This window comes from Rhizobium sp. NLR8a (assembly GCF_019685235.1).
Lineage (GTDB): Bacteria > Pseudomonadota > Alphaproteobacteria > Rhizobiales > Rhizobiaceae > Rhizobium.
Genome location: NZ_JABDWI010000015.1, coordinates 109,917 through 123,731, shown reverse-complemented (window position 1 = coordinate 123,731; position 13,815 = coordinate 109,917). Strand labels below are relative to the sequence as shown.

Sequence of the window (13,815 nt, the reverse complement as noted above, 5' to 3'; positions counted from 1 at the left end):
AACGAAAATTATGGCGAAACAGGACGAATTGGTATTCCTGCCTCTGGGTGGCGTCGGCGAGATCGGGATGAATCTTGCCCTTTACGGCTACGGCCCGCCCGAGCATCGCCAGTGGATCATGGTTGACTGCGGCGTCACTTTCCCCGGACCCGACCTGCCGGGCGTCGATCTCGTTCTGCCCGATATCCGCTTCCTCGCCAGCGAGCGCAAGAACCTCAAAGCGATTATCATTACCCATGCCCATGAAGACCATTACGGGGCGCTTGCCGACCTCTGGCCGGGCCTAAATGTTCCGGTTTTCGCCTCGGCCTTTACATCGGGTCTGCTCGAAGCCAAACGCAACTTCGAGAAGGCAACGATCGGCGAAGTGCCGGTGACGCCGTTCAAGGCAGGCGACACGATCAATGTCGGCCCCTTCAGCATCGAAGGTGTGGCCGTCAATCACTCGATTCCCGAGCCGATGTCGCTGATGATCCGCACGCCGGCCGGCAACGTTATCCACACCGGCGACTGGAAGATCGACCACGAGCCTTCGCTCGGGCCGCTGACCGATGAGACGCGCTTCCGCCAGCTTGGCGACGAGGGCGTGCTGGCGCTGATGTGCGATTCCACCAACGCCCTGCGCGACGGTGTTTCGCCCTCCGAGAAAGATGTGTCGGAAAGCCTGCGCAAGATCATCGAGGATGCCGAGGGCCGGGTGGCGATCACCACCTTCTCGTCGAATGTCGGGCGTATTCGCACCGTAGCCGAGGCTGCCGAGGCGGCCGGCCGCGAAGTGCTGCTGCTCGGCAGTTCGCTGAAGCGCGTCGTCGATGTCGCTAGTGATATCGGCCTGATGGAAGGGGTCAAACCTTTCATTTCCGAGGAGGAGTACGGTTACATTCCGCGCGACAAGGTCGTCGTCATCCTGACTGGCAGCCAGGGTGAGGCGCGGGCCGCCCTTGCCAAGCTCTCCCGCGACGAGATGCGCAACGTGGCCTTTGCGGCAGGCGATATCGTCGTCTTTTCCTCGCGCGCCATTCCCGGCAACGAGAAGGCGATCCAGGATATCAAGAACGGCCTTGTCGAGCAGGGCGTACATATCATCACCGATACCGAGGCGCTCGTCCACGTCTCCGGCCATCCGCGCCGCAACGAGTTGCAGAGGATGTATGAGTGGACCCGGCCGAAAATCGTCGTGCCGGTGCATGGCGAGGCGACGCATCTGACGGCGCATAAGGAGCTTGCCGAGCAATCCGGCATTGCGATCGTCCCGCGGGTGCGCAACGGGGATATCCTGCGGCTGGCGCCAGGTCCGGTCGAGGTGATCGGCGAAGCGCCGCATGGCCGGATCTACAAGGACGGCCTGCTGATCGGCGATTTCGATGAAATGGGTATCGGCGAGCGCAAGAAACTCTCCTATGTCGGCCATGTCGCGGTAAACGTCTTGCTCGACGCGCGGTATGACATTCTCGGCGATCCCGATCTCGTCTCGATCGGCCTGCCGGTTTATGATGACGAAGGCGAGGAGATGGAAGATACGCTCTACGATGCGGCGATCAGCGCCATCGAAAGCATTCCGCGCGCCCGCCGCAAGGATATCGACATGCTACAGGAGGCCGTGCGGCGTGCCATCCGCGCAGCTGCAAATCACGCCTGGGGTAAAAAGCCCCTTGTCACCGCCTTCATCACCAAGGTCTGACCATGCTCGGCCGAGTGAACCATATCGCCATAGCCGTTCGCGACCTAGCAGCGGCGACGGCCGCTTATCGCGACACGCTGGGGGCCGCCGTATCGCAGCCGCAGCCTCTGCCGGAACACGGGGTCACCGTCGTCTTCGTCGAATTGCCGAACACCAAGGTCGAATTGCTGCAGCCGCTCGGGCAAGACTCGCCGATCGCAACTTTCCTCGAAAAGAACCCGTCCGGCGGCATGCATCATATCTGTTACGAGGTGGACGATATCATCCTCGCCCGTGACCGACTGGTCGTCGCCGGCGCGCGGGTGCTTGGCGACGGCCAGCCGAAGACCGGCGCGCATGGCAAGCCGGTGCTCTTTCTGCACCCCAAGGATTTCTTCGGCACGCTGATCGAACTCGAACAGGCCTAAAGCAAATACAATCGGACTCGTTTTCGCTGCGGCAGAGTGACCCGAAGACGGCGAAATGTTGCGTTCGCTTTGAGTTGGACGCTATTCCGCCGTATAAGTGCGCCAGCTCCAAGCGGCACCGCGCTTCACGCGTTCTGTCGGCAAGACACCACCGGGAAAGATAATGCTCCAGACCTTCCTTCAGGGATTCGCCGTCTATTTCATCATCTGGTGGATGACGCTGTTCGCCGTTCTGCCGATCGGCCTGCGCACCCAGGCGGAAGACGACGATGTCGTGCTCGGCACCGTGCCAAGTGCGCCCACCCGCTTTCGCGCCGCCTTCGTCTTTTCGCTGACGACGCTGATCTCAGCGCTGATCTATGGCATCTGGTATGTCTGCGACACTTATTTCGGCTGGGGATTTGACGCCCTTCCACAACTCGGGCCTAGCTTCTATTGAAATAGCTTTTGCTCAAACTTTGAGCATATGCAAATCTTATCATGGAAGTCCAGTTGGCGTCATGCTGGCGCGTCAGAGCGCTCGCCTAACGGAATGAGGGGCTCACCTTACGGAAGCCGTCTGGAGTTTGAAGGGGGGGAGAGGGTGAAAAACCAAAAAAAAACAAGGCTAAAAGCCTTGTTTTAAGTATCGCGTGATCTGTAACCGTTGCCGGGGCTGCGACGAGCGCGCCTAAGATCTGATCCTCCCAAGACTTGACCGCGAAATGGCAAGAATTAACTTCCTTGCCTGTTTTGTGAGCTAAAACTAGCCCAAACATTGGGCTTTGTCATTAGCTTTTTTTGTATTTTTGCTACACGCCAGCAAAATTTTTCTGTTGACAAGATTTTCGTTCAAGTCCTTATAAACACGCACTTTTTCACGCCCTTTCATTTTGCGGGTGCGAACAAGCGTGTCCCGGAGGCGCCCGACAGCAGTTGCGGGTTTCCTTCCCGCTGCGAAGCGGCTATGAACGCTCCCACATTCACAACCTATCTTCGATTCCGCTCGCCAGCGGGATCTCAACTGCTCCGGAATCGCCATGCGTCTGTCTCGCTACTTCATGCCCATCCTTAAGGAAAACCCCAAGGAGGCGGAAATCGTCTCCCATCGGTTAATGCTGCGCGCCGGCATGATCCGCCAGCAGTCTCAGGGCATCTATTCCTGGTTGCCGCTCGGCAAGCGTGTGCTAGACAAGGTCAACGCCATTATCCGTGAGGAGCAGAACCGCGCCGGAGCTATCGAGCTTTCGATGCCGACCCTGCAATCGGCCGAGCTCTGGCAGGAAAGCGGCCGTTATGATGCCTATGGCAAGGAGATGCTGCGTATCAAGGACCGCCAGGACCGGCCGATGCTCTACGGCCCCACCAACGAGGAGATGGTGACGGATATTTTCCGCTCCTCCGTCAAATCCTACAAGGACCTGCCGCTCAATCTCTATCACATCCAGCTGAAGTTCCGTGACGAGATCCGGCCTCGCTTCGGCACCATGCGCTCGCGCGAATTCATGATGAAGGACGCTTATTCCTTCGATTTGACGCGCGAAGGGGCGGAGCATTCCTATAATAAGATGTTCGCCGCCTATCTCAGAACATTCGATCGGCTTGGCCTTCGCGCCATCCCGATGCGCGCGGATACCGGCCCGATCGGCGGCAATCTCAGCCATGAATTCATCATCCTCGCCGATACCGGGGAATCCGAGGTCTTCTGCCATAAGGACTTCGTCGGTTTCGATATTCCCGGCGAAAACACCGATTTCGACAGCGTCGAAGGCCTGAAGGCGATCTTCGACAAGTGGACCTCGCTCTATGCGGCCACCTCGGAAATGCACGACGAGGCTGCCTTCAACGCCGTTCCCGAAGCCGAGCGCCTTTCCGCTCGCGGCATCGAGGTTGGCCATATCTTTTACTTTGGCACGAAATATTCCGAGCCCATGGGCGCGAAAGTGCAAGGACCGGATGGCAAGGAACATTTCGTCCACATGGGTTCCTACGGTATCGGTCCGACACGCCTTGTTCCCGCCATCATCGAAGCATCGCATGATGAGAACGGAATCATCTGGCCGGCATCGGTCGCACCCTTCGATGTCGTCGTCATCAACATGAAGGTGGGCGATGAGGCCTGCGACGATACTTGCGAGCTGATCTACGCCGCGCTGAAAAAGGCCGGCAAGGATGTGCTCTATGACGATACCGACGACCGGGCCGGCACGAAATTCGCGACGGCCGACCTGATCGGCGTACCTGTCCAGATCATCGCCGGGCCGCGTGCGGTCGCGAACGGCGAGGTCGAAGTGAAGGACCGCAAGACCGGCGCCCGTGAAACGATGACCATCGAAGCGGCGATCAACAGGTTCGTGGCTTAAGGAAACGGAGGCGAAATGGCAGAGGCAGCAGTGGACCGGAGTTCAAAATCCGGCTTGGGTCCGGCTGGCAAGCCATTTTCCACCTTTGAGCGCCTCGTGGCGTGGCGTTATCTGCGCGCCCGCCGCAAGGAGGCCTTCATCTCGGTCATCGCCGGCTTCTCCTTCGTCGGCATCATGCTCGGCGTTGCGACGCTGATCATCGTCATGGCCGTCATGAACGGCTTTCGCACCGAACTCGTCTCGCGCATCCTCGGCATCAACGGTCATATGATCGTGCAGCCGGTCGACGGACCTTTCACTGATTATGCGGATCTCGCCAGCAGGCTCGCCGCCGTGCCCGGCGTCAAGATGGCGCTGCCGCTGGTCGAAGGCCAGGTGCTCGCCTCCGCCCAGGCTGGCGGCAGCACCGGTGCGCTGGTGCGCGGTGTCCGCGCGGAAGATCTGACCAAACTCAAAGCGGTTTCTGAGCATATTAACCCGGGCGACATGGTGGGTTTTGCTTCCGGCCAAGGCGTGTTGATCGGCACCCGCATGGCCGACCAGCTCGGCCTGCGCGTCGGCGACCTGATTACGCTGACGTCACCGGATGGTGACATTACGCCGATGGGCGTCAGCCCGCGCGTCAAGTCCTACAAGATCTCCGGGCTGTTCGAGATCGGCATGTCCGAATATGATTCCTCGATCATCTTCATGCCGCTCGAGGAGGCGCAGCTTTATTTCAATGCCGAGGGGCTGGTGCAGTCGATCGAGCTTTTCGTCGATCACCCCGACGATATCGATGCTCTGAAGCCCAAAGTGGAGGAAGCGGCAGGCCGTCAGATCAACCTCACTGACTGGCGCCAGCGCAACCAGACCTTCTTTTCGGCGCTGCAAGTCGAGCGCAACGTCATGTTCATGATCCTGACGCTGATCGTGCTGGTGGCGGCGCTGAACATCATCTCCGGCCTCATCATGCTGGTGAAGGACAAAGGCAGCGATATCGCCATCCTGCGCACCATGGGCGCCAGCGCCGGCGCCATCATGCGCATCTTCTTCATGACCGGGGCGGCGATCGGCATCGTCGGTACTCTTGCCGGTGTGCTGCTCGGCGTTCTCGTCTGCGTCAATATCGAATCCATCCGCCAGTTCTTCTCCTGGATATCCGGCACCGTGATTTTCAATCCCCAGGTCTATTTCCTCAGCCAGCTGCCGGCCGAGATGGATATCAGCGAAACGATCTCGGTGGTCGTCATGGCGCTCAGCCTCTCCTTCATCGCCACCATCTTCCCGGCATGGCGCGCCTCCAGGCTCGATCCGGTGCAGGCCCTGCGCTACGAATAAGGAATGCCGCATTCATGAACCGCAACGTCGTCCTCAAGCTTACCGGCGTCGAGCGCCATTACGGGCAGGGTGATACGCTGCTCACGATCTTGAAGGGAGCAGATTTCTCGCTGTCGAAAGGGGAGATCGTCGCCCTCGTCGCCCCCTCCGGCACGGGCAAGTCGACGCTGCTGCATGTGGCAGGCCTGCTCGAGCATCCGGATGGCGGCGAAGTCACCATCAACGGCCATGCCTGTGACGGTCTTTCCGACGAGAAGCGCACGGCGATCCGCCGCCGCGAGATCGGCTTCGTCTACCAGTTCCACCATCTCCTGCCGGAATTTTCGGCGCTTGAGAACATCATGATGCCGCAGCTGATCGCCGGTCTGTCCTGGAAGGAAGCCCAGGAGCGAGCTGGTCAGCTCCTCGACTATATGCGCATCGGCCATCGCGGTTCGCATCGCCCGGCCGAGCTTTCAGGAGGCGAACAGCAGCGTGTCGCGATCGCCCGCGCCGTCGCCAATGCGCCGACGCTGCTTCTTGCCGACGAGCCGACCGGCAATCTGGATCCGGAAACGGCAAGCTACGTCTTCGATGCGCTGGAGGCGCTGGTGCGCCAATCTGGCCTTGCTGCCCTCATCGCCACTCACAATCACGAACTCGCCGGCCGCATGGATCGGCGCGTCACGATCTCCGATGGCAAGGTCGTCGACTTCTAGCTCGACTACGGGACGACCAGCCCGCCGCGGTAATCGAGCACATAAGCCTTCCGCCCGGCGACCATGATGCATTCATGGCCACTGAATCGCTCGCAGCCGCCTTCGCTGCGGTCGACATAGCGGCCGAACGGATGATCGAATTCCATTCCGCCGAGAAAGCGGCCCTCCCGATACATTGCCGACAGCGCCGCCTTGATCACGGTCCCGGCGGCTCTGCCGTCGATGAGATCGGACGCGACGACGCAGCCGAAATAATTCATCGCCCAGACGGGTTCGCCGGTAAACCAAACCACTTCCTGTCCGGCGAAATCGGTGCCGCCGAAATAGCTGTCCAGATAACGCCAGTCGCCGCTGAAGTAGCCGATATCATGGGCACCCGGTCGGCAGGGCGGGCGAGGCACACCGCCGCCGACATAGGTCGCGGCTTTCGCCTCTACGATGAAGTCGTTCAGCACCGCGGTGTCGAGCATGATCATCTTCCTCCCTGTCTCATCTGATACGGAAATAGCAGAAGACAGAGAACATAAGAAGTACAAAAGGCCGAGCATTGCTCGATCGCCTTGGGGCAGGTGCATCAGACATCGGATGCGCTGTATGGATCCGTTCGGCAGGCGATGTCGGGCCGGTCGCGCGGAGCATGTTCAAAGCCAGCGCTGAAGCTGTTCGATTCGCAGCACGGAACCCGCATCTTTCAAACGCAAGCGCGAAGGAAAAGATTCCTGTTGACATCGGAACATAGATGGAACAAAGTGAAAACATAACGAGTAAAGGAGAGCCAGATGACTGACATGATCCGTGATATCGCAGCATTCACCTCCATCGCAATGTTCGTTGCCAGCTTCTCGCTTATCGTCATCGCGATCTAAAGTTTTCAGGGGATCGCATGGCAGTCATGCGGTTCACACGCTGGTCTTCTTCTGGACATCATCGCCCTCAATGCCGACAATGCATCCGATTCATTTCGGCTGATTGGGAAGGCATATCATGGCGGAGACGGAAAAGGGTTCAATGGGTGAGGCGACCGGCGGCACGCCGGGCTTCATCCACCTGAGGGTCCACTCCGCCTATTCGCTTCTTGAGGGCGCGCTGCCTCTGAAGAAGATCCTCTACAAGGCGACCGGCGACAGTCAGCCGGCGATCGCCATTACCGACACCAATAATCTCTTCGTCGCCCTTGAATTCTCCCAGAAGGCAATGGACGAGGGCCTGCAGCCGATCATCGGCTGCCAGGTCTCGATCGACATGGAAGACGGATTGGAAAGCGAAAAGCGCGGCGGTCAGCCGGCCCTGATCAAGCTGCCGTCGATCGTTCTTCTTGCCGCGACGGAGGCTGGTTACGAAAGGCTGGTCGATCTCGTCAGCCGCGCCTATCTCGGCGGCGATAGCAACCAGGCCATTCATATCAGAGCTTCCTGGCTGGAAGAGGCAGGCACGGAAGGGCTGATCGCCTTGACCGGCGCGGTGACCGGGCCGGTCGACGCGGCTGTCAGGGAAGGTCACCACGCCCAGGCGGAAGCCCGGCTGCTCACGCTGAAGCGTCTCTTCGGCGACAGACTCTATGTCGAGCTGCAGCGGCACGGCACCTACGACAGGCGGCACGAACAGAAGATCGTCAGGCTTGCTTACACGCATGACCTGCCGCTCGTCGCCACCAACGAAGCCTTCTTTCCGACCCGCGACGATTACGACGCCCATGATGCGCTGATGGCGGTTGCGCATAACGCCATCGTCTCCGACGATAGCCGTTTTCGCCTGACTCCGGATCACTACCTGAAGAGCCGGGCCGAGATGGCCAAGCTCTTTTCCGACCTGCCGGAAGCGCTTGAGAACACAATCGAGATCGCCAGGCGCTGCTCCTTCGTGCTGAAAACGCGAAAGCCGATTCTGCCGCGTTTCACGGGCGCCACCGACGATGCCGAGGAGGCGGAACGCGCCGAGGCAGGCGAATTGCGCCGCCAGGCAGTGGAAGGGCTGGACATGCGGCTTTCGACCCTCGGCATGTCGCCCGGTTACGAGGAAAAGGATTATCGCGAGCGGCTGGAATTCGAGCTCGGCGTCATCGAGCGCATGCGCTTCCCAGGTTACTTCCTGATCGTTTCCGACTTCATCAAATGGGCCAAGCAACATGATATTCCCGTCGGTCCCGGTCGTGGCTCGGGCGCGGGTTCGCTGGTCGCCTATGCCTTGACGATCACCGACGTCGATCCGCTCAGGTTTTCGCTGCTGTTCGAGCGCTTCCTCAATCCGGAACGCGTCTCGATGCCTGACTTCGACATCGACTTCTGCCAGGACCGCCGCGAAGAGGTGATCCGCTACGTCCAGGCGAAATATGGCCGCGAGCAGGTGGCGCAGATCATCACCTTCGGTTCACTGCAGGCGCGCGCCGCCCTTCGCGACGTCGGACGCGTGCTGGAAATGCCTTACGGCCAGGTCGACAAAATCTGCAAACTCGTGCCGAACAATCCCGCCAATCCGACGCCACTCTCAAAGGCGATCGAAGAGGAGCCGAAGCTGCAGGAGGAGGCGGCGAAAGAACCGGTGGTGGCGCGTTTGCTCGACATCGCCCAGAAGATCGAAGGGCTTTATCGCCACGCCTCGACGCATGCCGCCGGCATCGTCATCGGCGACCGGCCGCTGTCCAAGCTGGTGCCGATGTATCGCGATCCGCGCTCCGACATGCCGGTTACCCAGTTCAACATGAAGTGGGTGGAGCAGGCCGGCCTCGTCAAATTCGACTTCCTCGGTCTGAAGACACTGACTGTGCTGAAGGTCGCCGTCGATTTCGTCGCCAAGCGCGGCATCAAAGTCGATCTTGCGGCCATTCCTCTCGACGACAAGCCGACCTACGAGATGCTGTCGCGCGGCGAGACGGTTGGCGTGTTCCAGGTGGAAAGTGCCGGCATGCGCAAGGCGCTGATCGGCATGAAGCCGGACTGCATCGAGGATATCATCGCGCTGGTGGCGCTTTACCGCCCGGGCCCGATGGAGAACATCCCGACCTACAATGCCCGCAAGCACGGCGACGAAGAGCTGGAATCGATCCATCCGATGATCGACCACCTGCTCAAGGAAACGCAGGGCGTCATTGTCTACCAGGAACAGGTGATGCAGATCGCCCAGGTCCTGTCGGGCTATTCGCTTGGCGAAGCCGACCTTCTGCGCCGCGCCATGGGTAAAAAGATCAAGGCGGAGATGGACCAGCAGCGGGAACGCTTCGTCGTCGGCGCCGTCAAGAACGGCGTATCCAAGCCGCAAGCCGACAACATCTTCGAACTCCTGGCGAAGTTCGCAAACTACGGCTTCAACAAGTCGCACGCCGCCGCCTACGCCATCGTCTCCTACCAGACGGCCTACATGAAGGCGCACTATCCGGTCGAATTCCTCGCCGCCTCGATGACGCTCGACATGTCCAACACGGAAAAGGTCAATGATTTCCGACAGGACGCCAAGCGGCTCGGCATCGAGGTGATCGCGCCTTCGGTGCAGACCTCCTTCCGCCATTTCGAGACCGGCGACAATCGTATCTACTATGCGCTGGCTGCCCTCAAAGGGGTCGGCGAATCCGCCGTCGACCACATCGTCGAGATGCGTGGCGACAAGCCTTTTGCCAGCATCGAGGATTTCTGCCTGCGCATCGATCCGCGCCAAGTGAACCGCCGCGTGCTCGAAAGCCTGATCTATGCCGGCGCCTTCGATTGTTTTGGCACGGACCGCGCCCAGCTGGCCGCCGGCCTCGACCGCATCCTCGGTTATGCCCAGCGCGCCCAGGAAAACAAGCTGAGCGGTCAATCGGACATTTTTGGCAGCGCACTAAACTCAGGTCCGGAGAAGATCTCCTTGCCGCCCTATTCACCCTGGCTGGCATCGGAGCGTCTGCTCAAGGAATTCCAGGTGCTGGGCTTCTATCTGACGGCCCACCCGCTCGATTCCTACAACAACATCCTGCAGAAGATGCGTGTGCAGACCTTTGCCGAGTTTTCTCAGGCGATTAAGCAGGGGGCTGCCAATGCGCGCCTTGCCGGAACCGTCATCTCCAAGCAGGAGCGCAAGACCCGCACCGGCAACAAGATGGGCATCATCGTCTTTTCTGATTCCTCGGGCCAGTTCGAGGCGGTGCTGTTTTCGGAGATGCTGAACCAGTATCGCGACGTGCTCGAGTCCGGGAAATCCTTCCTGCTGACCGCGACCGGTGAGGAGCGGCCGGAGGGCATCGGTCTGCGTATCCAGACGATCCAGTCGCTGGAGGAAAAGTCGCTCCAGATGCAGAAGGCGCTGCGCGTCTATATCAGAGATTCCGGGCCGCTGAAGATGGTCGCCGGCCATCTGAACGCCAAGGGCGACGGTCTCGTTTCCTTCATCGTCATCAAGGAGGACGGCAAACGCGAGGTGGAAGTGGCGCTGTCGGAGAAATACCGCATCACTCCGGAGATTGCTGCCGCTCTTCGCGCCGCGCCCGGCGTCGTCGACGTCGAGCTTGTCTGATCAACCCAGTTGATCGTGATCAACCCGGTCGATCGTAATCAGCCCGGTTGATCTCATCACCCACGGGTGATCGTGATGAAATCCGTGCCCTCACCGGTTTCGCGACCAAGGCCGGTATCGGAGATCGTCAACGTCGAGCCGGGCGCGATCAGCGCGTCGATCCTGCGGCGTGTTTCGTCGGGGATCGTGATGCGGCTCAGCGAACGGGCGATCGGCCTGCCTGTGACGATCGAACTTTCCTGATTGGTGATCCCGAGCCGCTTCATCGTCTCGCGGGAGAGATTGTTCTCGAGCGTGATGCCCAGCCAATCCGCCGTGCCGGCATGTTCATCGACGGCATGCAGCGTGAAGAAATGCGTGCCGAGTGCTAAGTCCGGATCGGCGATCGTCACCGGGGCCTCGAAGATCGGCCTGAAGGCCTGACGCACCATGATGACGCCGTTCGGCGGTTCACCCTTGCCGGCGGCGGAATAGACCGATGTGAGAAGTCTGTCGGAGACCAGGCTCCTGTCGCCGGCAAATTCCACCGGCCGCAGCATCTTGAAGGCGTTGATCGCCTGCACGGTCGACGGACCGAGCAGGCCGTCCGGACCGCCGGCGGAAAAGCCGAGCTGATTGAGTAGCGTCTGGATGTCGATCACCGTCTCGCGCAGCGTGCGCCGCGTGACGAGCATGCTGATCGGTTCGGACGGCGGCTCGGCTTCGGGCGCCGTAATCGACGGATTTGCCGGCATTGGCATCGCCGCGGTATCGTTCATCGCCACCTGCACCGGTGTCCCGGCGCTGTCGGGCATCGAGGGCCGCAGTTCGACATCCGAAAGCAGCGGCATCGCTGCCGGCGCATCGGGGCGGAAAAGGTTCGGATGGTCGATCGGTTGCGGCACCAATTCGTCGTCGCTGATGATGACGGGAATGCCGGGCTCGGTCATTCGGTAGAGCATTTTTGCGAAGGCGCCGGGCATGCGCACGCAGCCGTGCGAGGCCGGATAACGCGGAACGGAATTGGATTCGTGCAGCGCGATGCCGGACCATGTCAGCCGTTGCATGAACGGCATCGGGGCAGCCGAATAGAGGTTGGATTCGTGGTATTTCTGCTTTTCGAGCACCGAAAAAATGCCGCTCGGCGTCGTATGGCCGTCCTTGCCGGTCGAGACCTTCGAGGTTGCGACGACCTCGGTGCCGTCATAAACCACAAGCGACTGCTTGTTCTTCGAGACGAAGATCTGCAGCGTGCGTGCATCCGCGGCCAGAGCAGGGTGCACGAGTGCGGTGGCCGACAGCAAGCCGAGGCCGAAGACGAGACGCGAGAACATGATACCCAACCATACGCAATACTGGTACGCACATTACGGGACGAAGTTTAAGGAAGATTTTAACCCCCGGACTCGGCGGCTCGCCCGGACCGGTGCAGCGGTTCCGCTCTAACGACGCGCATAGGATAAAAGGCAAAGCATGTCGCATCATCAAAGTTTCAGCTGTCTGATTTAACGCATTCGTACGAATTTCGAATAGCCGCGCGCACTTTTGCGCGGGATGTTCTAGTGATCGCGCTTGCCGTTGCCGAAGGTGTAGCCGGTCTCGACTGTGTTCTTGCCGAACTTGTCGCGCAGCTTGTCCATCGCCGCTTCGGCCGCCGCCCGCCGGCCTGACTGCCGGTCGATGAGATCGGGCGGATCGGCGCGAGTGGCGTCGCCGAGATCGGTGACGCCGATGCCGATCAGGCGGAATTTCGCACCGTCCGTTTCCTTTTTGAGAAGCTCGAGCCCGATGCGGAAGATCCTGTCGGCAAGCTGAGTCGGGTCCTCGAGCTTGCGGTTGCGGGTGCGCGTCTTGAAGTCGGCGCTCTTCATCTTCAGCACCACAGTCTGGCCGGCGATATCGTTTTTCTTCAGCCGCCAGGAAACCTTTTCGGAAAGGTTGCGCAGGATCGGCACCAGATCGTCGTGCCGCGAGATGTCGTCGAAGAAGGTCGTTTCGGCCGAAACGCTCTTGGCGGAGTCGTTGAGATGCACCTCGCGGTCGTCGATGCCGCGCGACAGCTGGGCGAGCCGCTGGCCGATGCTGCCGTAGCGGCGCATCAGGTCGTTCTCCTCCATCTGCTGCAACTGGCCGATGGTGCGGATGCCATCCGCCTCCAGCGTCGCGGCAAAGGCCTTGCCGACGCCCCAGATGGTGGTCACGGGACGCGGGGCCAGGAATTCCACCGCTTCTTCGCGGCCGATAACGGAAAATCCGCGCGGCTTCTGCAGGTCGGAAGCGACCTTGGCGAGGAATTTGCAATAGGAAAGCCCGACCGAAACGGTAATGCCGATCTCCTTTTCGATGCGGCGAGCGAATTTGGCGAGCGTGCGCGCCGGTGGATCGTGATGCAGCCTCTCGGTGCCGCCAAGTTCCAGGAAGGCTTCGTCGATCGACAGCGGCTGCACCAGCGGCGTCAGATCCTGCATCAGCGCACGCACCTGGCGCCCAACACGGACATATTTCTCCATGTCCGGGCGTATGACGATGGCCTGAGGACATGCCTCCAGCGCCTTGAACATCGGCATCGCCGAACGCACCCCGTGGATGCGGGCGATATAGCAGGCAGTGGAGACGACACCGCGTTTGCCGCCGCCGATGATGACGGGCTTGTCGGCAAGTTCGGGATTGTCGCGCTTCTCGACCGCCGCGTAGAAGGCGTCGCAATCGATATGCGCAAGCGTCAATGCGTAGAGTTCGCGATGGCGCACCAGGCGCGGGCTGCCGCAGGAAATGCAACGACGCGCCTCGCCCTTCTGCTCGGCAAGGCAGTCGCGACAGAAGCCGGGTGTCTTGTCAGGCGCGGGCGTCATGGTGAGAACAAAGGTTGAACGGCGCGACACTACGCCTTAAGCTTATGAGTCACA

General features: G+C 60.4%; 10 protein-coding genes. 7 read left to right on the top strand and 3 right to left on the bottom strand.

What is annotated here, in order from left to right:
• The first annotated feature begins 10 nt into the window (after positions 1-10).
• From HJC04_RS26280 to HJC04_RS26255, 6 genes are all read left to right on the top strand, one after another.
• The gene (locus HJC04_RS26280) at positions 11-1,681 is read left to right on the top strand and encodes a ribonuclease J (protein ID WP_221147470.1); all 1,671 of its coding nucleotides are present in this window, start codon (positions 11-13) and stop codon (positions 1,679-1,681) included.
• 2 nt (positions 1,682-1,683) lie between these two features.
• The gene (mce, locus tag HJC04_RS26275; RefSeq protein ID WP_210628280.1) at positions 1,684-2,088 is read left to right on the top strand and encodes a methylmalonyl-CoA epimerase; all 405 of its coding nucleotides are present in this window, start codon (positions 1,684-1,686) and stop codon (positions 2,086-2,088) included.
• Between the two features lie 163 nt (positions 2,089-2,251).
• Positions 2,252-2,527, top strand: coding sequence for a DUF1467 family protein (locus HJC04_RS26270; RefSeq protein ID WP_210628279.1), 276 nt, complete (start codon positions 2,252-2,254; stop codon positions 2,525-2,527).
• A 580-nt stretch (positions 2,528-3,107) separates the two neighbouring features.
• On the top strand, positions 3,108-4,430 hold the full coding sequence (gene proS, locus HJC04_RS26265; RefSeq protein ID WP_210628278.1) for a proline--tRNA ligase: 1,323 nt from the start codon (positions 3,108-3,110) through the stop codon (positions 4,428-4,430).
• Between the two features lie 15 nt (positions 4,431-4,445).
• The gene (locus HJC04_RS26260; RefSeq protein ID WP_210628277.1) at positions 4,446-5,750 is read left to right on the top strand and encodes a lipoprotein-releasing ABC transporter permease subunit; all 1,305 of its coding nucleotides are present in this window, start codon (positions 4,446-4,448) and stop codon (positions 5,748-5,750) included.
• 14 nt (positions 5,751-5,764) lie between these two features.
• Positions 5,765-6,448 (top strand): ABC transporter ATP-binding protein, encoded by a 684-nt coding sequence (locus HJC04_RS26255; RefSeq protein ID WP_210628276.1) that lies wholly within the window; start codon positions 5,765-5,767, stop codon positions 6,446-6,448.
• Positions 6,449-6,453: 5 nt separating this feature from the next.
• On the opposite strand, the gene HJC04_RS26250 is transcribed toward HJC04_RS26255, so the two are convergent.
• Positions 6,454-6,918: a DUF5680 domain-containing protein gene (locus HJC04_RS26250; protein ID WP_210628275.1), complete on the bottom strand. Its 465-nt coding sequence runs from the start codon at positions 6,916-6,918 to the stop codon at positions 6,454-6,456.
• Between the two features lie 514 nt (positions 6,919-7,432).
• Between HJC04_RS26250 and dnaE the strand changes: the two genes are divergently transcribed.
• Positions 7,433-10,930: a DNA polymerase III subunit alpha gene (dnaE, locus tag HJC04_RS26245; protein ID WP_221147469.1), complete on the top strand. Its 3,498-nt coding sequence runs from the start codon at positions 7,433-7,435 to the stop codon at positions 10,928-10,930.
• Positions 10,931-10,986: 56 nt separating this feature from the next.
• Here the strand turns inward: dnaE and HJC04_RS26240 are convergent, their stop codons facing one another.
• Both HJC04_RS26240 and HJC04_RS26235 read right to left on the bottom strand, forming a co-directional pair.
• Positions 10,987-12,243, bottom strand: coding sequence for a L,D-transpeptidase family protein (locus tag HJC04_RS26240; RefSeq protein ID WP_221147468.1), 1,257 nt, complete (start codon positions 12,241-12,243; stop codon positions 10,987-10,989).
• 225 nt (positions 12,244-12,468) lie between these two features.
• Complete coding sequence (locus tag HJC04_RS26235; protein ID WP_221147467.1) at positions 12,469-13,761, bottom strand: DNA polymerase IV; 1,293 nt, start codon at positions 13,759-13,761, stop codon at positions 12,469-12,471.
• Between the last annotated feature and the right edge of the window lie 54 nt (positions 13,762-13,815).

Bases quoted from the DNA above. Each gene is read 5' to 3' on its own strand.
- HJC04_RS26280 (WP_221147470.1), top strand. From the start codon at position 11: ATGGCGAAACAGGACGAATTGGTATTCCTGCCTCTGGGTGGCGTCGGC.
- mce (WP_210628280.1), top strand. From the start codon at position 1,684: ATGCTCGGCCGAGTGAACCATATCGCCATAGCCGTTCGCGACCTAGCA.
- HJC04_RS26270 (WP_210628279.1), top strand. From the start codon at position 2,252: ATGCTCCAGACCTTCCTTCAGGGATTCGCCGTCTATTTCATCATCTGG.
- proS (WP_210628278.1), top strand. From the start codon at position 3,108: ATGCGTCTGTCTCGCTACTTCATGCCCATCCTTAAGGAAAACCCCAAG.
- HJC04_RS26260 (WP_210628277.1), top strand. From the start codon at position 4,446: ATGGCAGAGGCAGCAGTGGACCGGAGTTCAAAATCCGGCTTGGGTCCG.
- HJC04_RS26255 (WP_210628276.1), top strand. From the start codon at position 5,765: ATGAACCGCAACGTCGTCCTCAAGCTTACCGGCGTCGAGCGCCATTAC.
- HJC04_RS26250 (WP_210628275.1), bottom strand. From the start codon at position 6,918: ATGCTCGACACCGCGGTGCTGAACGACTTCATCGTAGAGGCGAAAGCC.
- dnaE (WP_221147469.1), top strand. From the start codon at position 7,433: ATGGCGGAGACGGAAAAGGGTTCAATGGGTGAGGCGACCGGCGGCACG.
- HJC04_RS26240 (WP_221147468.1), bottom strand. From the start codon at position 12,243: ATGTTCTCGCGTCTCGTCTTCGGCCTCGGCTTGCTGTCGGCCACCGCA.
- HJC04_RS26235 (WP_221147467.1), bottom strand. From the start codon at position 13,761: ATGACGCCCGCGCCTGACAAGACACCCGGCTTCTGTCGCGACTGCCTT.